Here is a 17,447-nt window from a genome sequence, read left to right as displayed (position 1 = left end):
CCCCAGCCCGGCCGGCTCAAGGTCCGGATTCTCGTCAGCTGGGCGGGGTGAACTGGCTCGCGGTGAAGACCGCTCCCGACGGATCTCTCACCAGAGCCGTGCGCGTCCACTCTGACTCCTCGGTGGACACGACCTCCCCACCCAGCCGCGACACGGCCGCCGCCGTCGCGTCGCGATCGGCGACGGTGAAGGTGACATGCCAGTGCGGCACCGAGCCGGGGCCGATCGGCACTACCCAGCCGACGGCGTCGGCGAACCCGGGCGGTGAGTGGACGGCATCCTGCCGGGCGTAGATGTCCGGATCGATGGTGGCCTGAAGATGGTCGCCGTAGCCCGGAACCCGCACCATTGAGCCGAAACCGACGTCGTCGATCACCCATCCGAACACCTCCGAGTAGAAGGCGGCCGCCTGAGCCGGGTCGGAGGTGTGCAGATCGCTGAAGTTCCAGGCGCCCGGCATGTTGACCACCTGCGCGCCCAGCCGCCTTCCCGCCTGCCACAGCCGAAACTGCGCGCCCCACGGATCGGCGCAGACCGCGCTGCGCCCGGCCGGTCCCGCGTCGGCCGGCTCGGCAAGCACGCTGCCACCCGCCTTGGCCACCACCGCGATCTGGGCTTGCGCGTCGTCCACGGCCACGTAGGTGTGCCAGGCGATGCTCTCCCCGCCGCTGTCCCCGCTGCTGGACAGGCCGCCCACATCGCGGCCATCGAGCTTCGCGATGACGTACTCGCCGGGGGCGCCGGGCGGAGTGACGGTCTCGAACGTCCAGCCGAACAGCCCGCCGTAGAACCGCCTCGCCACGTCCAGGTCCCGCTGGGAGGTGTCCACCCAGCTCGGTACCCCCTGCGGATAAGTCCTCGATGCGTTCATGGGATCAAGCCTATGACTCGCCCGCGGTCGCTACGACCGCGGGCGGGCAGCAACCTACTGCCAGTCGCGCAGGCAGTTCATCGTCATGCCGGTGGTGATGGTGGTGCCATTGGCCCTGCGGTAGGTGACCCCGATGCTGAACCGCAACCCGGCCGCGCACGCGCCGTAGACGCTGCTGTGCCCGTCGAAAGCTGGGACATGCGAGCCGTTGTACTTCCAGACCTCATTGGTCTGCGGAGCGAAATCCTCGATGTGGCAGGTGTAGTGGTAATTGCCGCCGGACTCGCAGTCGAGCAGACCGGCCGGGTTGAGCCGGGCGCTCGCGGGCGAGGCAACGGCCAAAGCCGACACCGCGGCAAGGGCGATGCAGGCCAGCACACGAGGCCGCGTTGATTTGAGCATGGTGACTTCTCCCTGTCTGGGGGTGGACATCGATGGCGAAAGTTAGCTTCGATGTCGTGAGCCAGACCAGGCATTCGCGGCGGTAGGTAGCGGCCGTTGCCGGTTTAGGCCAGCGTCATTCGTCGGCGGGGATCCAGCCCCGCCGCACCGCATGCACCCCGGCCTGGAACCGGCTCTCGGCGGCGAGGCGTTCCACGGCAACGGAAATGAGCCGGCGCACGGTGCGCACGGAAAGGTCCAGACGGCGGCCTATCGACTCGTCCTTGTGCCCCTGCGCCAGCATCGCGACTATCCGGCGCAGGCGTTCCTCCTCGACGTCGCCCACCTCGCCGAGCGGATCGAACGGCCGCGACGCCTGCCAGAGCTGGTGGTAGAACGCCATAAGCGGCTGCACGAGGGCCGGGCTGTGCACGACGAGGGCCGCCCGGCCGGGAGACCGGATGTCGGCCGGCACCACGGCCACCTCGGCATCGACCACGAAGAGCAGCACCGGCGGGTCGGCGTGCACGCGCACCTCGTCCCCGGCCGCCACCACCTCTCCGAGATAGGCGCGCATCGGCTCGCTTGGCAGCACCTCGGCGGAGAAGATGGATCTGCTGCGCACTCCCCTGGCCCGGGTCAGCTCGTCCATGGCGCGGCTGGCCGCCAGCGCCCGCGCCGAGGGTGCCGGGCCCGGATTGGTCGTCCACACCTCACGCCGTGCGCCGACCGCGAGCTGGTAGAGCCGGGAGCGCACCGCGTCGTCGCCGACCACCTGCTCGATCAGGCCATCGAAGGCGTGGCTGCGGCCGTTGACATATTCGGCCACCATCTCGCCGACCCCGTGGCGCAGCTCGGCCAGCGCGGCCCGGCGGGCCTGGATCGCCGCCTCCTCCCGGGCGATCAGCAGCTCCAGGGCGCGCTCGGGTGGCTCGACCCGAAACCGCGGGCCGTCGGCCTCCCGCCGCGCCACCAGACCACGCTCCGCGAGCTCGGCCAGCGCGGCTTTCGCCCCGCCGCCCAAGGCCCGCTCCAGCCCGGCCGGGTCGAGGCTTGGATCGGCCAGCAGGAGCCTGTACCCGGACTCGGCGAGATCCGAAATGCCAAATGTCTCGAACACGTTCGCACGATACGCAAGATGGCAACTTGTGGACATGGTCTGTTTATGCAACCGGCAATCGCTGGTTCAGGCAGTGAGAAGTTCTGATACTCGGATAGCTGGATCTTCCAAAAGGAGTGACTATGGCGCGGATCATCAAAGCGGCTCTCATCGGTGTCGTCGCGATGCTGATGGCCTCAGCGCCCGCCGGCGCTGATGGCCCGACCGCGCCCGAACGCTGCCCCGGACCGGCCATCAGCATCCCGCCCAACCAATGCGTGCAACCCTGGATCTGGCCCGACGAGCGCCCGTATCCGTAGCCGCAGGCCGGGCAGGCTCACGCCAGCGGCGGCGATCGCCTTACCCCAGCGGGAAGATCCTCTCCTTTCCTCCGTTTCTTCACGGACTTGCCGGATGAACCGTCTTGGACAATATGGACGACCGCGCTGCGCCGGATCCAGTCATGGGCCTGCCTGGCCCTGGCCGCGGCAAGGCTTTCGCCGAACCAGGCCTGCTTGACATGGCCGGGCCACGCAGCGACCTCCGGCCCGCTTTCGAGCATCAGCGCCAGGCACGCCAGCGCCTGCACCGGGGTGCCGTCGGGTGCCCGGGTGCGCAGCTCCACCCGGGTCGACCCGGCACGGACTTTGACCAGTGGGCTGCCGGCCTCGATCGCTTGCCCGTCGATGACGAGCTGCCGCTCGTCGTCGGTGAGCCGGCGCAGATCGCGGTCTGCGGCCAGGTGCGCGCCGATCTCCGTCCGCAGCAGGAACTCGTAGATCTCCTGCAGCGAGCCGGTGAGCCGGGCCAGCCAGGCCAGGTCGTGCCGTCCATGGGAAGGCAGGCAACGCAGCCCGAGCCGGATCATCGCAGTGAAAATCTCGGCATATCACGTGGTACCGGGCGCAGTGTGGCCGCGGCGCCGCAAAGGTCGTCGGGAATCGACGTCATGGCGACCGCCGCCGATGCGTCGTAGGCCAGCCAGGAGAAGATGACCTGCCACGCCTCGGCGATCTCGGCCGCCTCGGTCAGATCCACCCCGGCGGCCATGAGATCGTCGCCGACCAGAGCCAGCACCGAGCGGAAGGCGCCATCCGTGGCGTCGAGATGGCACGGCAGGTAGAGATGGTCGGCCAGCCCGTCGAGGATGCTCACCGCGGTGGACAGGTTGGCCTTCATCTCCTTGATGGTGAGCATCGTGCCGGTCGAGGTGGACATCGTCAGGTTGAACCGCACCGCACGGTAGGCCCGCTCCAGCTCGAACAGCTCGGTGGTGGTCGGCTCGTCCTGGCATTTGCCCGGGTTGCAAGCCCGGTTCAGCAGGGCTACCAGGCGGCCCAGCTGCGGGCCGATGGCGGTGTTGCGTTCGCTTTCCGGCACACCGGCATCCCCGATGCCGAGCACCTTCGCCTTGACCGCCGCGATCCGTGAGCTTTCGAGCTGCTCGGTCAGCCGTGGCCAGCAGTACAACGCGTTGAGCAGCTTGCGCTGGCCGCTGACGAAGTCGAGGCAGAGCTTGTCCTCGTCGAGCAGATCTCGCGCGCGATCGATCGCGGCGAAGAACCCCATCCGGGTCCCGTACTGGTGAATCAGCATCAGGGCGCCCGCGGCTTCGACACGGCCGGAGTCGGCGAGGTCGAACGGGCGGGAGATGGTGGTCAGCGTCAGATCGACGCCGGCGGTCTTGCATCGGCTGGGCCGCTTGTCGATCACGCCCAGCGTCGGCGTGTCATCGTCGTCGGGGGGCAAATCCTGCTGGGGCGCTTCGGCCGTTACCGGCTCGGCGACCGGTTCCTTTGCGGCGGCGCGTTTTTGGGTAGGCATGACAAAGCTCCTCATGGCTTTGGTAAGAGAATGCGGAGACGCCAAACAGACCCACCGCTCGATCACACGACCCGCACCGCGATGGATGCCACTTGCTCACTGAGCATTTTTTGGGCGCTCGCCGATGACACGGCCTCCGTCACGCCTGCTTTCGTTCATACCCCGTCAAGCCTTTGATCGCAAGGCATTGTTTCGAGCGCGCGCGTCGTATTGCCGCTACTACGCTTGAATTCCCGCTAGCACGCTCGGATCCTTAACGGCTGAAGGAAGGACCGAACGTGGCGGGTCCGGAAATCAGTTGCAGCATCCACTTTGCCGGCGATCGCGATGCGACACTGGCCGTGGCCGTTCGCTCTGATCTCCTGCTGCGTGGAGTGTCGGCCGAGATAGTGCACCGGCCGGGCAACGGCCGCGCCACCGTGGATGATCCAGACCGGCCTCGGCTGTGCGTGTCCGCCGCGCCCGACAGTGCCCTGCTCGAGTTCGTGGCCGGTCTGAGCGAGGGTGGCCGCCGGATGTTGGTCGTGGTCGGCGAAAGCGGCTGCGCCGAGGGACTGACGTGGCGTTTGCTGGCAAGCGGCGCCGAGGACGTGGTGGCGTGGGCGTCGGCCGACAACCCGGGTGCGAGCGTACTGGCCCGGCTGCAGCGCTGGCGCGAGGTGGATGGCCTGGTGCGATCGAACGTGGTGCGCCGTCAGCTGGTGGGCGCCACAACGGGCTGGCTCAGGGCCCTGCGCCGGGTGGTGGAGGTCGCCCACTTCACCGGGGCAGCCCTGTTGGTGACGGGCGAGACCGGTACCGGAAAAGAGTTAATAGCAAGGCTCTTTCATCACTTGGACAACCGGCCGGACAAGAGCGACCTGATCGTCGTCGACTGCGGCGCCATTGTCCCGACCCTGGCCGGCAGTGAGTTCTTCGGCCACGAACGGGGCGCCTTCACCGGCGCGATGACGGCCCGCGACGGCGCGTTCGCCGCAGCCAACAAGGGCACCCTGTTCCTTGACGAGGTCGGTGAATTGCCGTTGCCGCTGCAGGCCGAGCTGCTGCGGGTGGTGCAGGAGTCCACTTTCAAGCGGGTCGGCGGCGATACCTGGCGCAAGGTCAGCTTCCGGCTGGTCTGCGCCACCAACCGGGATCTGCGCGCGGAGGTGAGCGCGGGCAGGTTCCGGCTGGACCTCTACCACCGGCTGGCGGCGACCATGGTCCACCTTCCGCCGCTGCGCGAACGGCGAGCCGACATCCTCATGCTGTTCCGCCACTTTCTCGCCGAAGCCACCGGGGTCGAGGGCCTGCGGCTCGACCCGGCCGTGGCGCGCATGCTCGATCAGCGCGAATATCCCGGCAATGTGCGCGATCTGCGCCAGCTCGCGCTTCGCATCGCCGCGCGTCACGTGGGACCCGGCCCGGTCACGCCGGGCGACATCCCCGATGAGGAACGCCCGCTGGAGGTGTCGGCCGCGCAGGAGCAGCAGGTGCAGGTGCTGCTCGACGACGCGGTCGAGGCGGCGCTCAGCGCCGGTTGCGGCTACCGCCACATCCGGGACTCGGCGGCCGAGACAGCCATCCGGCTGGCGCTACGCCGATGCGGCGACGATCTGCAGGAGGCGGCACGCCGGCTCGGGGTAACCGACCGCATGCTGCAAAAGTGGCGAGCCCAAGGCAGAGCACTATTGCAGTAGCTCATCGATTGCGGTCATGGCCATGGCCTTTGCTCCGTCGAGGACCGCGCGGTCGGCGCGGTCGGAGATCGCGGCGGCGGCGAACCCGGGCGTGTGCGGGACGGTGTCGCCGTCGGCGATCGCCAGCATGGGGTGGATCGTGGGGACGAGATGGCTGACGTTGCCCAGGTCGCTGCTGCCGACCCGGTTCGGCGGCACATTGAGCAACGGTTGACGGCCAAGTGATCTGGCGTTGCGCTCCCAGGCGAGAGCTAGCTCGGGATCGGTGCGAAGCTCCGCGTAGGCGGGGGCGGTGGCCCGCACTCGCAGCCCGGCGCCGACGCTGGCCGCGCCGCCGGCCAAGGTCCGCAGCACGCGGTCGGCCACGGGCGTCAGCCCGGCCAGGGTGGCGGCACGGACCAGGAACGCCGCTTCGGCCCTATCCGGGATCACCCCGGGAGACGTGCCTCCCTGCACCAGAACGCCGTGCACCTGACCGGCGTGCGGCAGCCCGGCGCGAATGGACCACAACCCGGCCAGGCCGAGAATCAGCCCGTCCAGGGCGTTGATGCCGCGTTCCGGGAACAGCGTCGCGTGCGCGGCCCGGCCCAGCGTGCGCACGCGCAGGTGCAGGGCCGCGATGATATGCGGCCGGGCTGTTTCGAAAGCGTTGGGGTGTATGAGCATCGCGGCTCGCACACCGTGCAGGAAACCGGCGCGGGCCAGGATTATCTTGCCCCCGCCGCGTTCCTCGGCGGGGCTGCCGATCAGCCGCACCCGGCCGGGCCGGCCGCCGAGCGCGTGCAGGGCGATCGCCGCGCCCGCCCCGGCGGCCGCGATCACGTTGTGGCCACAGGCATGGCCGAGGCCGGGCAGCGCGTCGTACTCGGCGAAGATCGCCACGATCGGGCCGTCGCTGCCGGACTCGGCGACGAACGCGGTCTTCAGCCCGGCGACCGGTCGCCGGACAGACAGCCCGTGCCGGGACGCCAACGCGGCCACCGCCGCGGCGGAGCGATGCTCCTCGAACGCCGGTTCGGCGAACCGATGCACGGCGTGTGACAGGTCGACCAGCTCGTCGGCGATCTCGTCGACGCGTTCACAGACGGCCGCTTTCAGCGCGGCCACCGTGGTCATGCCGGTCTTCTTTCCCAGGGATCGGCCGCGGACGGCAGCTCGGCTCTGACCGCCACGGCACGCGGCATCGCCGACGGCACGCGAACCCGGCGCAGCAGCCGCACCAGGTTCCCGCCGAGGACCAGCCGCTGCGCGTCGGGGGCCAGCCCGAGCGCTTTCACCTTGGCCAGCTCCACCCCCGGGTGCAGCCACGGGCCGTCGGAGCCGAAGAGCACCTTGTGCGGCCCGGCTCTGCGCACCGCCTCCACCAGCAGATCGAAGCGGCGCACGCCCGAGGTGTCGGTGTGCACGTTGGGGTGGCGGGCGAGCAGGTCGAGGAAGGCGCGCTGGGCCCGCCAATCGTCGGCGAAGCTGCCCAGGTGCGGGATGATGAACGCGACCTGCGGGTACTCGGTCGCGAAGAGCTCGATCGGGGCAACGTCGCCCATCACGTCGTAGAGCAGCGGCAACCGCCACTGCCGCGCGGCTTCGCAGACCTCGCGGGTCAGCCGGGCGTCGTGGCGATGTGCCTTGATGCCGCGCAAACCGTGTTCGGTCACGGCCGTGGCGATCATCGAGGCGATCCGGCCGCTGTCGCGGTCCGGGTGCACCAGCGCGAAACCGAGCAGCCTTCCGGGATCGCCGCGTACGATCCGCGCTACTTCCCGGTTGGCCCGCTCGTAGTCGGAGCCGAAGGCGGCGAACACGATCGTGGCGTCGATCCCGGCGGCCCGCGCCCGGCTCAGGTAACCGGCCAGCGGCGCATCGGTGTCCCACGGGCCGGTAAGGCCGTCGCCCTTGCCCGCGTGGCAATGGCAGTCGATGATGGGCGATTCAGGCGACACGGCGCACCCCCTTGTCCAAAAGTTCTTGCCAGCAACCCGCCAGCAGCCCGGCGGCCCGCTCGACATCGGCGAACGAGTGCACCGCGGTGACCACCAGGGTGACCGCGCTGCCCCCGCGGCAGGTCTGCCGCAACACCCCACGAACCCCGTTGGCGGCCAGCCGGTCGAGCAGCCAGCGCCCGGCCCCGACCGCGATCACCGGTGTGCTCTGGACCGGGAAGAGGCCGCCCACCAAGGTCAGGTCCTGCCTTGCGGTCACCCGGCGCAGCATCCGCACCCGATGCGCGAGCGCCGTTCGCAACCGGTCGCCGTCGGCCGCGTTGCGATCGACGGCGTGGGTGGCGGCCGCTATGTCCACTTGCGACGGTGGGCTGGAGTGCACCGCGCTGCCCGCGGTGCGCAGCTTTCCCACGATCCGCGCCGGTCCGGCCACGCAGGCCACCGGCGCGCCGAACGCTTTGGCCAGCGAGGAAACGGCCAGTACCGACGAGTGCGAAACACCGGCATGCGCCACCGATCCGCCGCCCCCGCTGCCATAGGGCTGTCCGCTCTTGACGCCGAGGATGCCGAGCGCCTGCGTGTCATCGAGCAGAAGCGTTGCCCGGTAACGGTCGAGGAACGCGACCACCTCGGCGACCGGATAGGCCCGGCCGCAGCCGGTGCACAGCCCGTCGGCCACCACGACCGGCCGCAGACCCCGGCCGGTGAACCTGCGCAGCCCGGACTCGAGGCCCGCGACGTCGTGGTGGCCGACCCAGGCAACCGGAGTCCCCGTTCCGGCGGCGCGTTGCACCGCCCACCGCCCGACCGGGTACACCCCGGAGTCGACCGCCAGCGCGGTGTCCTTGCCCAGCAACACTTCCAGGCAGTCGTTCAGCCCGTGCAGCGTCGACCGGGTGAACGCCGCCTGTTCGGCGCCCGCCCGCAGCGCCAGCCTGCGCGCCGCGCCCGCCCCGGCCGGCGGATCCAGTACCGCCGGCCGGCCGCTGGTGAGCGCCGACGACTCTGGCAAGAGGGTCGCCAGCTCCGCACCGGCGTGCCGCATGCCGAGATAGAGCGACGAGGTGAAGTCCGCCACCCTCATGGCATCGGCCCGCTCAGCGCGAGACGCGCTGCTGCGCGACCAGCCGGCGCTGCAACAGGTAAGCGGGAACTGTCGCGTCCACCTTCTCGGTGAGGTCCATCCCGGTGGTGGCCCGGTAGGCGTGGGTGTACCGCTGGATCTCCGGACGCCAGTAGCGGGCCCAGTTCGCGGCCTGCTGCGGGTCGTTGATGACACTCCAGTTGCCGTAGCGGATGCTCAGCAGGATCTGCTCGCCGAACACCCCGAGGTCGCGGGGATGGGTGACGGTGGTGTCGGTCCAGCCCTGCAGCTGTTTCATGGTGTCCACCCGATCCATCCACTCCTCCTCATAGGGCACCATCACGCGCCCGCCGAGGAACTCGCGCATCTCGGGACGGGCGAGCAGCCACTGCATGATCATCATTTCCGCGCGGGCCGCCGAGGGCAAGTCGCCGAACTGGTTGTGCGCGCCCTCCGACAGGATCAGATGGGTCTCGCGCAACGCGTTGAGCAACGGGAAGCCGTCGGCCAGCACCGTGGTGTCGTCGTCCTCCTTGAAGAACAGGTAGCAGCTGTGCAGCAGGGTGTGGAACGACTCGATGAACCGGGAACGGGTGTCCACGGTGCGCCGCTCGGGCATCGCCTTGCCCAGCAACGTGAGCCCGTACTCGTGGTCGTACTCGAACGCGCGGCGGCGCACCGTCAGCCGGTGCATCTCGTCCTCGGCCCAGCCCCAGAACAGGTTGGCCAGCGGGCGAAGCGGGTCGAGGTCAAGGCGGGCCAGCGGATCGCGCCCGTCGACCAGGCGGCGGTTCTGGAAGCGAGCCAGGATCGCGTTGAGGGTCTGCACGAGCATGCCCTCCTCGTGCCAGTAGGACCAGATCAGCTCCATGGCCAGCGGCCCGGTGAGCCGGGAGCGCAGAATGCCATAGCAGTTGAGCAAGGTCTCGTTGGGCCCCTTCAGCGGCACGTCGCTGAGCCGGTCCCGGATTATTTTGAGGTACGGCAAAGCCACCGCGCCGTCATCGCGAAGCTGGTCGTAGTACAGCGAACGCAGCGACTTGAGCTCCTCGACGGTGACCGGGGTGCTGCGGCTGTAGCGGCGCGGCTCCTGCTCCAGGAACCGCTGTGCCTCAAGCGAACCGGTCTCCAGCTCCCGCTCCACCAGAGCGGGGTCGAGGAAGCCCTCGGGTGTGACGTCCACGACGCCGCACTCCTGCATGAGGAAGGCATCGGTGGCCTGCTTGAGCACCTGGTAAGCCTGGGTGCCGGTGAAGTTGAGCCGGCCACCGTTGCCCGGGTAACCGCGAAGCTCCGTCCCACCGCACATGACGCCGTCGATGAACTGCTTGTAGCGGCGGAACGAGATGGCGTTGGTGCGGTTGCGGATGATGGTCCACAGCACCTGGTCCAGCGTGCCGGTGACCCCGGTGCGCTGCAGGCTGACCGGAACTGTTCCCTCGGGGCTGATCACGCCTGAGGACTGCACGGTGATGTCCCACGGTTCGGTTTCGAGGTTGTCGACCGGCCCGCCCGACACCACCGGCTTGGCGATGACGCCGGTCTTGGCCTTGGCCGAGAAGGCGCCCCCCTCCATACCGGGCAACGGCGTGGATTCTTCAAGTGGCGCTTCACCTCCCGGCGACGGCGTGCCGCCGGCCGGCAACCTGCGGGCGGTCACCGCGTAGGCGCCGGGAACCCCGGGATCGAAGTCAATCTTCGGCCCCCGATCCGGGAGGAGCTTCTCGTCGTTGGAACGCGGACCGCGGATGGTCCAGTCGATCCGCCATTGTGCCGGCACCAGCTCCCCATCCAGGAGCGCTTCTAGACGGACCGTCGTGCCCGCCTGCACCGGGGTCCGCGGGTAGCCCTGGACCCTGAACCTGTTGTTGTTGTCAGACACTGCGTCTCTCCTAGTTGGCTAGTGCCGGCGCACGCACCGGCACGGGTCGGCTGGCCTGTGCGCACAGCACTGAGGTGTCCAGGCTGCCGCGCACGGCCCATCGAGTGAGCTGTGCGCCCAGCAGACGGCTCTCCTGTTCGGGGCTGAGCAGACCCTCGCCGCGGGCCTGGCCGAGCACGGCGAAGGCCAGCGCGGGCGGCACCGCGAACAGCTCCTGCGGCGCGCGTTGCCAGGAGGCGTACCGGGCGAGCAGTTCGGAACGCTGCCGCCCCGGCATCCACAGCACGTTGCCGAGCCGCTCACCGCGCAGGGCGGCCGAGCGGTGATCCAGCAGCGTCCCGACGAATTCCGGGATGTGCGCCACCAGACTCGCCAGCTCCCCGCGCATCGCGGCCGGGGCACGCTCCAGTGGATACAGCGCGGACCAGAGCTTGCTGACCGTCGTCCACTGTGGATCCGGGTAGAGCGCCGCACCGATCGCGGCGGAAACCTGTACCCGTATCCATGGCACCGGATGCGGGTCGGCTCCGCTGGGCCGGAAGACGAACCAGCGGGGAAGGCTGACCACTCCGATCAGGCCCAGCGTGGATCCGACCCCGAGCTTGGCCACCGACCACAGGTCCGCGGCGATCTCGGAGATCCATCCCGCCCACGAGCGCCACGCGTGGCGTTGCGCCCCTTCGGCTCGCCGCATGGCATCGAGCAGCGCGGGCCGAAGCGTTTCCACCAGCGACAGCAATGCCGCGCCCTGGTGGCCGACCTCGTGGATCAGCGACGATCCGATACCGTGCCCGATCATTCTTTCCCTGGGTACCCGGATCAGCGCGGCCGGGCTGGAGGCGCCCCCGGGCAGGCGGGTCCGGGCTCGGCGGATGGCCGCGCCCGGTCCCCGGGCCAGGTAACAGATGAGCGGTGGCGGATCGAAAAGCTGCTGGCGCAGTCTCAGCGCGTCGGTGGCCAGCATGTCCAATCCGGACAGCCATACCCCGGTCTGGTGTTCGCTGCGCTGCGTGATCGCCTCGGTGAAGAGGTCGAACTGCGAGAGCACGTCGTTGAAAGCGATCCGGATGGCGGTGAACCGGTGCTGCTGTTCGCTTGCCGGCATGTCACGTCCGGGTCCCCGCAACCACTCAAGGAACTGCTCCACGTTGCGTCGCAGCACCCGGCGGCCGTTGAGCAGGAACGGCTCGACCGCGGAAAGCGCCGCGGGCAGCGGCGCGGCCGCCAGCACCATCGTCTCGTTGATGACGAAGGGCCGAACCCGGTCCAGCCGCGTCAACAGCGCGCGGGCTTCGTGTTCGAGGAATGCGGTTGCGGGCGAGGTCGTCATGGCCGCCGCCGTCAGGCCCCGATGATGAGGATCTTGCGCCCGCGCCGGATCCAGCGGCCTTCGCGCCGGGCTTCGCCGCCGTCTTCGTCGCCGGCAAAGCCGTCATCGTCCGCCCAGTCCTGTCCAGACCCGTTGGTGCTGTAGGCAAAGTCGCTGACGGAGCCGCCGCCGCGGCGCGGCCGGAACCGCGGGCGCGGGCCGCTGCCCGGACGCCCGCCCCGGACCAGCCCGGGGGCGTGCCGGCGGGCGGCCGAGATCAGCGCGGCCCGCGCGACGGCGCGAGGAGGAGCACCGGCCGGCGCCCGGGCCGCGTTGCGCGCTGCGGCGGTGGCGAAGCGCACGTAGCGGCGGGCGACCTCGAACTCGGCCTGCTGCTCGCTCATGCCTTCCAGCTCGACCTCGAACAGCTTGGTGGCCATCGACCCGAGCTTCGAGCCGATCATGCCGCCGACGCCGGGAACCACCAGGTTGCCCAGCGCGCCCGCGGCGACCGGAAGGGCCTTCTTCGCGATGCCCTTCAGCGCCCCACCGAGGGCCTTGCCGACTGGCGACTTGATGAACCCGCCGACCGCCTTTCCGGCCCGCTTGATCAGGTTGCCGAGGAACTGCTCAAGCTCTTCCTCGCTGGTGACCTCCAGCAGCTCGTGGGTCAGCTCCATTTCCATCTGCGACGACTCGGTCTCGCCACCGAGCACCGAGCTCAGGATCCCGCCGAGGAACTGTTCCTGCTCCCACTCGTTCTCGCCCGACTCCCACTCGTGCGACTCCCATTCGCCGAGCCCGCTCTCCTGGAACTCGAAGCCTTCCCATTCCTGGCTTTCGTAAGCACTCATCTTTGGTACTCCCCTTCACACGCCGAAGATGACGATCTGGTTGCCGCGGCGCACCCATTGCCCGTGTGCTCCGCCTGGTGTTGACCCCGCCGCCGGGGCGGCGAGAACGGCCTTGCCCAGCAGGCCGGGTGCGAAGCGCTTGGCGGCAAGGGTTGCCGCCGCCTTCGCCACCGCTTGCGGCGGCCCGCAGTTCTTCGATTGCGCCTGTGCCTGGGCCGCTCGTCTCGCGGCTTCGTTCGCGAAGCGGACAAAGGCCTTGGCGACTTCGAACTCTCTGTCCTCATTGGACAGACTTTCCAGCTCCAGGCCGAAGATGGTCCCGGCGCCCTTGCCGATTCGTTCACCGAGCCCGGCATACTGCGGCCCGATCGCGCCCCCGATGCCCTTGCCGATGACCGGCAGGGCCTGCTTGGCGGCGTTCTTCAGGATCCCGCCCAGCGCCTTGCCGGTGTCGGAGCGGGCGAAGTTGCGCACCGCCGAACCGGCCCGGCTGATCAGGTTGCCGAGGAACTGCTCGAGCTCTCCCGCCTCATGCGCTTCCAGCAACTCGCCGGCAAGCGCGGCCTCGTGCGTGGTGCGTTCGACCAGCTCGTGGCTGCCTGCCATCTCCTGACCGAGCTCGTAGCTCTCGTAGGTCTCGGCCTGCCGGCCGGGTTCTCGCAACAGGCCACCCAGTACCTCGAGGAACTCCTGCTGTTCGCGGTGTTCCGGTTGTCCCATTTCCTGGCCTGCCGCGGCACTCTCGAACATGGCCCGGTCCAGGTCGTGCATGGCGACCTCCTCAACGTCACGCCTGACTTCGTTGCCAAAACCTGTGCACATCGCGTGCCAACCGGCGACATGGGGTTTCCTCGTTCGCCGCCGAACCGTGGTTCGCCGCTTCGGCGGGCTGGGCGAAGCGGCGTTCGCCGGCTTGCCGGCCGGGCCGGTAAGCCGCGCATCCTGTTAGCCATGCGGGCGATGGACATGCACATCTCGCAGCGGGCCGAACACCGGATCGGCCCGGCCCAGCTGCTGCTCGCGGAGCTGGTGACGCTGCCGGTCAGCGCGCTGGCGTCGCGGCTCGACGCCGAGCTGCAGTCCAATCCCGCGCTCGAACTACCGCAGCCCGCGTCGTGCGGCGGGTGCGGGTTGCCGCTGTGGCGGGGGCGGTGCGCGCCTTGCCGGTTCGGATCCCGCACCGCATACGATCACCAGGCGATGCTGGCGTCGCTGCCGAGCTCTCACTCGTATCCGCTCAGCGACGCGGTCGCCGCGCTTGACACGGGTGACCGAGGGATCGCCGAGTACCTGCTGGCCGATGTGGACTCCCACGGCCTGCTCGCCGACCCGCTGCCGGTGGTGGCTGCCCGGCTGGGCTGCCACGTGCCGCGCCTGCGCCGGGTGATAGAAGCGTTACGGCGGGCCGGGATGCCGGGGCTGTGCGCCGCCACCCTCGCGGAGCGTCTCGCTCTCCAGGTCGCGGCCACCGGACTGGTTGTCCCCCAAGAGGTCCGCCAGCTACTGCGGCACGGCCTTGAGGCGCTAGCCGCCTGTGTCCCGGCGGCCGCCCGGCCGAGCGGGTTTGAGGCGCTCAGCGCCGGTGCGCAGGCGGCGGCGCGGGCCAGTGGGCTCACGGCCGATCAGGTGGCGTTGGCGCTGGCCTGGTTGCGCAGGCACATCCGGGCCGACATCGTGGAGCGCGACGATGTCGCGCGAACACCGGCGTCGGTCGATGTCATCGTCGCGCGGGAGGCGGCCGGTCTGGTCGTGCAAACCGTTGCCGGGCCGTGGTCGGCGGTACGGGTGGCACCGTCCTACCTGGCCCATGCCGATCATCCGGCGCTGCGCCCGGACATGATGAAAGCCGCCAGATTCGTCGAAGTGCTTGCCCGCCGCGACGACATCCTCAGCCGGGTCTGTGGCGTGGTCGTGGACCGGCAGGCCGCCCGTGTCAGCTGCGGGCGCGAGGCCCACCTGCCGCTGTCCCGCCGGGAGGTGGCCACGCACCTGCGTGTGCACGAGTCGACGGTGAGCCGGGTGGTGGCCAACAAGCACCTGCTCCTGCCCACCGGCGAAACAGTGGAGCTGGCTTCGTTGTTCGGCGGCTCCGACGCGCTGCGGCAATGTCTGCGGGAGCTGGTGGCCGGGGAGTCCGCGCCCCAGTCCGACACCGAACTCGCCCGTGCCCTCGCCGGCCGCGGGCACGTCGTGGCGCGGCGCACCATCGCGAAATACCGCGCCGAATTGGGAATCCCACACCAACGCGATCGTGGAGGAGGAAAGCGCGATGCGACCCCAGAGCCTGCCCGTCGGTGAGCACCTTGAATTCATGGAGGTTCTCGGCGAGCTGACCCAACGCCACAACGGCAGCGTGCCACAACCCTTGAGCGGCTTGCACCACGGCGAACTCGCCGGGTACGAGGACTGGCAGTCACGCCCGCTCGACGCGGTCTATCCCGTCATCGTCATCGACTCGCTCACGGTGAAAACCCGTGACGCGGCAAGCGCGGGCGGGGTGGCCATCCACGTGATCCTCGGCCTGGACTGCGAGGGCTACCGCCACGTCCTAGGCCTGTGGCGCGCGGACGGCGACGCCGGCCCGTTCTGGCTCACCGCCCTCGGCGAGCTGAAAACGCGCGGCGTCGCCGACGTGTGCGTGGTGTGTTGCGACGACAACACCGCCATACCCGAAGCGGTCGCGGCGACCTGGCCGCAAGCGGTGGTGCAGCGCAGTGTCGTGCGGCTCACCCGCGCCTGCCTGCATTACGCCACCAGGCAGGACCGCACCCCGCTGGCCCAGTCCCTGCGCGCGATCCAGACCGCGGCCAGCGAGCGGGCCGCGACAGTGGCCCTCGAAGCTTTCGCCAAACGCTGGCAAGTCCAATACCCGGCCGTGGTCCGGCTGTGGCGGGAACACTGGGCGGACTTCGCCGCGCTGTGGAAGCTGCCGCCCGAGGTGCGCCGGGTCATCTACACCACGAGCCATGTGGAGTCGATGAACACGGCCCTGCGCAAGGTGGTTCGCGACCACGGCCAGTTCGCCTCGGGCCAGACCGCCCTTGCCGCGCTTTACCTTGCCCTGCAAGAGGAACGCTCGCTCGACGGGGGATCGAAGTGCCCGGCGTGGAAGCCCGCGCTGCAGGCCTTCACGGTGACCTTCGATGGGCGGCTGCCCATCCCGTGAAGGAGCGCAGCCGCACAGTCGTTTTTAGTCGCAGCCACCGAGCAGCAGGCTGATCAGGCCGCATTCAAAGAGGAGCTCGATAAGGCCGTCGTCGTGGTGGCCGTAATACCCGTAACCGTTGCCGTTGCCGTTGCCGTTGCCGTGGCCGTTGCCCTCGTCACCGCCCCACTGGCCGCTGTCGCTGCCGTTGTAGAGCGCGGATTGCGCGGAGGGGGACGGGGCCGCCTGTGCGGGCGGGACGGCGACGGCGACGGCGGCTACGGCCATGGCTGGTACCAGCAGCATTCGGGCAAGCTTGGTTTTCATCTGTGGGCTCCCTTTCGGTTGGGGACGCTTGATATGCGGTCAGCCAGCCGGCCGGCGTGGAGGTCTGCCTCAAGAACCATAGCCAGAGTTCATCCCGGTTATCAGGGTTTTGGGGGATATAGCCCAATCAGATCCCTTAGTGGATTCTGGTAAGACACATCACGCGCAGTCGCATTCCCAATTCGTGCCGCGAATAAACCTGTGCGCGACGCCTATCCATAGTGGACCGTTTCGTAAACGAGACCGACTGATTTCCTTGTCCACCAACGCTTATAGGAAAAATCTTGCCCCTACAGCAACTATGCCATTGACATACGTCTAGATCTCATGGAGCCTTTTTGTAGCTTATCCCCCCACAATTTAATTGGTTCACCTTAGTTGGGAGGCCTAGGTGAAGCCCAGCCCAATCTCCCCCCATGGTCCTCCCCGTGCCAGGCGGGCACGCGTGCCCGGACTTCGCCCGCCGCACACGAGGACATCTATGGTCATCGGCGCGATCGCGCTCATAACCACGATCACCGGCGCAGCGTTGCTGGCCGGTCGATTTAATACACAGGACAGCTCTGTGCCAGGGACTGCCACCCTATCCGGCATCACCACCGCGGTGAGCCGGGCCGATTGGTATGCCATGGATGCTCATTCCATGGACCAGCAGGGTGGGTACCAGATGCCGGCGCAGATGATGCCTGGCGCCCCGGCCGAAGGTGAAGCCCGCCTTGGAGTTCGGCTCACACTGCACAACACGAGCGAGCTGGCCCGCCAGTTCAACCCGGTAGAAGAATTTCTTCTGCTCGGTGGCAGCGGCGCACCCCGCGTGCCGCACTCGGACACCTTTGGCCGCCTTACCCGGCTCAATCCCGGCAGCGCCGTGGACGGGACCGTCTACTTCGACACCGTGGTGCCGAAGCCGGACGACCCGCCGCTGGCCCTGCGCTGGGTGAGGGGCGGCGAGGAGGTCATCCTCGCCATTTCCATCGGTGATGCTCCGTCCGGACATCACGGCCCCTAAGGTCACCCGCCGACCGTAACCGTTGCTGGAGGTACCCACGAAA

General features: G+C 69.1%; 18 protein-coding genes. 5 read left to right on the top strand and 13 right to left on the bottom strand.

Annotated elements, in window-relative coordinates:
- Positions 1-34: 34 nt before the first annotated feature.
- The 3 genes from Rhe02_RS24765 to Rhe02_RS24755 form a co-directional block, all read right to left on the bottom strand.
- Positions 35-871: a VOC family protein gene (locus Rhe02_RS24765; RefSeq protein ID WP_203910736.1), complete on the bottom strand. Its 837-nt coding sequence runs from the start codon at positions 869-871 to the stop codon at positions 35-37.
- A 54-nt stretch (positions 872-925) separates the two neighbouring features.
- Positions 926-1,273 carry a hypothetical protein gene (locus Rhe02_RS24760; protein ID WP_203910735.1) on the bottom strand — a complete coding sequence of 116 codons (348 nt, stop codon included), beginning with the start codon at positions 1,271-1,273 and terminating at the stop codon, positions 926-928.
- 115 nt (positions 1,274-1,388) lie between these two features.
- A complete protein-coding gene (locus Rhe02_RS24755) occupies positions 1,389-2,372 on the bottom strand; it encodes a helix-turn-helix domain-containing protein (RefSeq protein ID WP_203910734.1) in 984 nt (327 codons plus the stop codon).
- A gap of 122 nt (positions 2,373-2,494) precedes the next feature.
- On the opposite strand from Rhe02_RS24755, the gene Rhe02_RS24750 reads away from it, so the two are divergent.
- Complete coding sequence (locus Rhe02_RS24750) at positions 2,495-2,671, top strand: hypothetical protein (RefSeq protein ID WP_203910733.1); 177 nt, start codon at positions 2,495-2,497, stop codon at positions 2,669-2,671.
- Between the two features lie 17 nt (positions 2,672-2,688).
- Here the strand turns inward: Rhe02_RS24750 and Rhe02_RS24745 are convergent, their stop codons facing one another.
- The gene (locus Rhe02_RS24745) at positions 2,689-3,219 is read right to left on the bottom strand and encodes a hypothetical protein (protein ID WP_203910732.1); all 531 of its coding nucleotides are present in this window, start codon (positions 3,217-3,219) and stop codon (positions 2,689-2,691) included.
- Positions 3,216-4,175, bottom strand: coding sequence for a hypothetical protein (locus Rhe02_RS24740; protein ID WP_203910731.1), 960 nt, complete (start codon positions 4,173-4,175; stop codon positions 3,216-3,218). The genes Rhe02_RS24745 and Rhe02_RS24740 overlap by 4 nt, the downstream gene beginning before the upstream one ends.
- Positions 4,176-4,453: 278 nt before the next feature.
- On the opposite strand from Rhe02_RS24740, the gene Rhe02_RS24735 reads away from it, so the two are divergent.
- Positions 4,454-5,854: a sigma 54-interacting transcriptional regulator gene (locus tag Rhe02_RS24735; RefSeq protein ID WP_203910730.1), complete on the top strand. Its 1,401-nt coding sequence runs from the start codon at positions 4,454-4,456 to the stop codon at positions 5,852-5,854.
- Here the strand turns inward: Rhe02_RS24735 and Rhe02_RS24730 are convergent.
- The 7 genes from Rhe02_RS24730 to Rhe02_RS24700 are packed head-to-tail and all read right to left on the bottom strand — an operon-like array spanning position 5,843 to position 13,694.
- Positions 5,843-6,970 carry an amidohydrolase gene (locus Rhe02_RS24730; RefSeq protein WP_203910729.1) on the bottom strand — a complete coding sequence of 376 codons (1,128 nt, stop codon included), beginning with the start codon at positions 6,968-6,970 and terminating at the stop codon, positions 5,843-5,845. The genes Rhe02_RS24735 and Rhe02_RS24730 overlap by 12 nt on opposite strands.
- Entirely contained in the window at positions 6,967-7,794 is an 828-nt protein-coding gene (locus tag Rhe02_RS24725) for an amidohydrolase family protein (protein WP_203910728.1), read from the bottom strand. The genes Rhe02_RS24730 and Rhe02_RS24725 overlap by 4 nt, the downstream gene beginning before the upstream one ends.
- A complete protein-coding gene (locus tag Rhe02_RS24720; protein ID WP_203910727.1) occupies positions 7,784-8,878 on the bottom strand; it encodes an aminotransferase class I/II-fold pyridoxal phosphate-dependent enzyme in 1,095 nt (364 codons plus the stop codon). Before Rhe02_RS24720 ends, Rhe02_RS24725 begins: the two co-directional genes overlap by 11 nt.
- Positions 8,879-8,891: 13 nt before the next feature.
- Positions 8,892-10,760 carry a hypothetical protein gene (locus Rhe02_RS24715; protein WP_203910726.1) on the bottom strand — a complete coding sequence of 623 codons (1,869 nt, stop codon included), beginning with the start codon at positions 10,758-10,760 and terminating at the stop codon, positions 8,892-8,894.
- Positions 10,761-10,770: 10 nt separating this feature from the next.
- Positions 10,771-12,090, bottom strand: a complete 1,320-nt coding sequence (locus tag Rhe02_RS24710; RefSeq protein WP_203910725.1) for a hypothetical protein — start codon at positions 12,088-12,090, stop codon at positions 10,771-10,773.
- Between the two features lie 11 nt (positions 12,091-12,101).
- Positions 12,102-12,923 (bottom strand): hypothetical protein, encoded by an 822-nt coding sequence (locus tag Rhe02_RS24705; RefSeq protein WP_203910724.1) that lies wholly within the window; start codon positions 12,921-12,923, stop codon positions 12,102-12,104.
- 15 nt (positions 12,924-12,938) lie between these two features.
- Entirely contained in the window at positions 12,939-13,694 is a 756-nt protein-coding gene (locus Rhe02_RS24700) for a hypothetical protein (protein ID WP_203910723.1), read from the bottom strand.
- 180 nt (positions 13,695-13,874) lie between these two features.
- On the opposite strand from Rhe02_RS24700, the gene Rhe02_RS24695 reads away from it, so the two are divergent.
- Positions 13,875-15,221: an RNA polymerase factor sigma-54 gene (locus Rhe02_RS24695; protein WP_203910722.1), complete on the top strand. Its 1,347-nt coding sequence runs from the start codon at positions 13,875-13,877 to the stop codon at positions 15,219-15,221.
- The gene (locus Rhe02_RS24690) at positions 15,193-16,089 is read left to right on the top strand and encodes an IS256 family transposase (protein WP_203910721.1); all 897 of its coding nucleotides are present in this window, start codon (positions 15,193-15,195) and stop codon (positions 16,087-16,089) included. Before Rhe02_RS24695 ends, Rhe02_RS24690 begins: the two co-directional genes overlap by 29 nt.
- A gap of 24 nt (positions 16,090-16,113) precedes the next feature.
- Here the strand turns inward: Rhe02_RS24690 and Rhe02_RS24685 are convergent, their stop codons facing one another.
- Positions 16,114-16,395, bottom strand: coding sequence for a hypothetical protein (locus Rhe02_RS24685; RefSeq protein WP_203910720.1), 282 nt, complete (start codon positions 16,393-16,395; stop codon positions 16,114-16,116).
- 565 nt (positions 16,396-16,960) lie between these two features.
- On the opposite strand from Rhe02_RS24685, the gene Rhe02_RS24680 reads away from it, so the two are divergent.
- Complete coding sequence (locus Rhe02_RS24680) at positions 16,961-17,404, top strand: DUF4352 domain-containing protein (RefSeq protein ID WP_203910719.1); 444 nt, start codon at positions 16,961-16,963, stop codon at positions 17,402-17,404.
- The last annotated feature ends 43 nt before the right edge of the window (positions 17,405-17,447 follow it).

Source organism: Rhizocola hellebori, from assembly GCF_016862955.1.
Lineage (GTDB): Bacteria > Actinomycetota > Actinomycetes > Mycobacteriales > Micromonosporaceae > Rhizocola > Rhizocola hellebori.
Note: the sequence above shows the minus strand (reverse complement) of the source record. Positions and strands in the feature narration are given on the sequence as shown.

Excerpts from the sequence above, each read along its gene's own strand:
- Rhe02_RS24765 (WP_203910736.1), bottom strand. The coding sequence starts at position 871 with ATGAACGCATCGAGGACTTATCCGCAGGGGGTACCGAGCTGGGTGGAC.
- Rhe02_RS24760 (WP_203910735.1), bottom strand. The coding sequence starts at position 1,273 with ATGCTCAAATCAACGCGGCCTCGTGTGCTGGCCTGCATCGCCCTTGCC.
- Rhe02_RS24750 (WP_203910733.1), top strand. The coding sequence starts at position 2,495 with ATGGCGCGGATCATCAAAGCGGCTCTCATCGGTGTCGTCGCGATGCTG.
- Rhe02_RS24745 (WP_203910732.1), bottom strand. The coding sequence starts at position 3,219 with ATGATCCGGCTCGGGCTGCGTTGCCTGCCTTCCCATGGACGGCACGAC.
- Rhe02_RS24740 (WP_203910731.1), bottom strand. The coding sequence starts at position 4,175 with ATGCCTACCCAAAAACGCGCCGCCGCAAAGGAACCGGTCGCCGAGCCG.
- Rhe02_RS24730 (WP_203910729.1), bottom strand. The coding sequence starts at position 6,970 with ATGACCACGGTGGCCGCGCTGAAAGCGGCCGTCTGTGAACGCGTCGAC.
- Rhe02_RS24720 (WP_203910727.1), bottom strand. The coding sequence starts at position 8,878 with ATGAGGGTGGCGGACTTCACCTCGTCGCTCTATCTCGGCATGCGGCAC.
- Rhe02_RS24710 (WP_203910725.1), bottom strand. The coding sequence starts at position 12,090 with ATGACGACCTCGCCCGCAACCGCATTCCTCGAACACGAAGCCCGCGCG.
- Rhe02_RS24705 (WP_203910724.1), bottom strand. The coding sequence starts at position 12,923 with ATGAGTGCTTACGAAAGCCAGGAATGGGAAGGCTTCGAGTTCCAGGAG.
- Rhe02_RS24700 (WP_203910723.1), bottom strand. The coding sequence starts at position 13,694 with ATGCACGACCTGGACCGGGCCATGTTCGAGAGTGCCGCGGCAGGCCAG.
- Rhe02_RS24695 (WP_203910722.1), top strand. The coding sequence starts at position 13,875 with ATGCGGGCGATGGACATGCACATCTCGCAGCGGGCCGAACACCGGATC.
- Rhe02_RS24690 (WP_203910721.1), top strand. The coding sequence starts at position 15,193 with ATGCGACCCCAGAGCCTGCCCGTCGGTGAGCACCTTGAATTCATGGAG.
- Rhe02_RS24685 (WP_203910720.1), bottom strand. The coding sequence starts at position 16,395 with ATGAAAACCAAGCTTGCCCGAATGCTGCTGGTACCAGCCATGGCCGTA.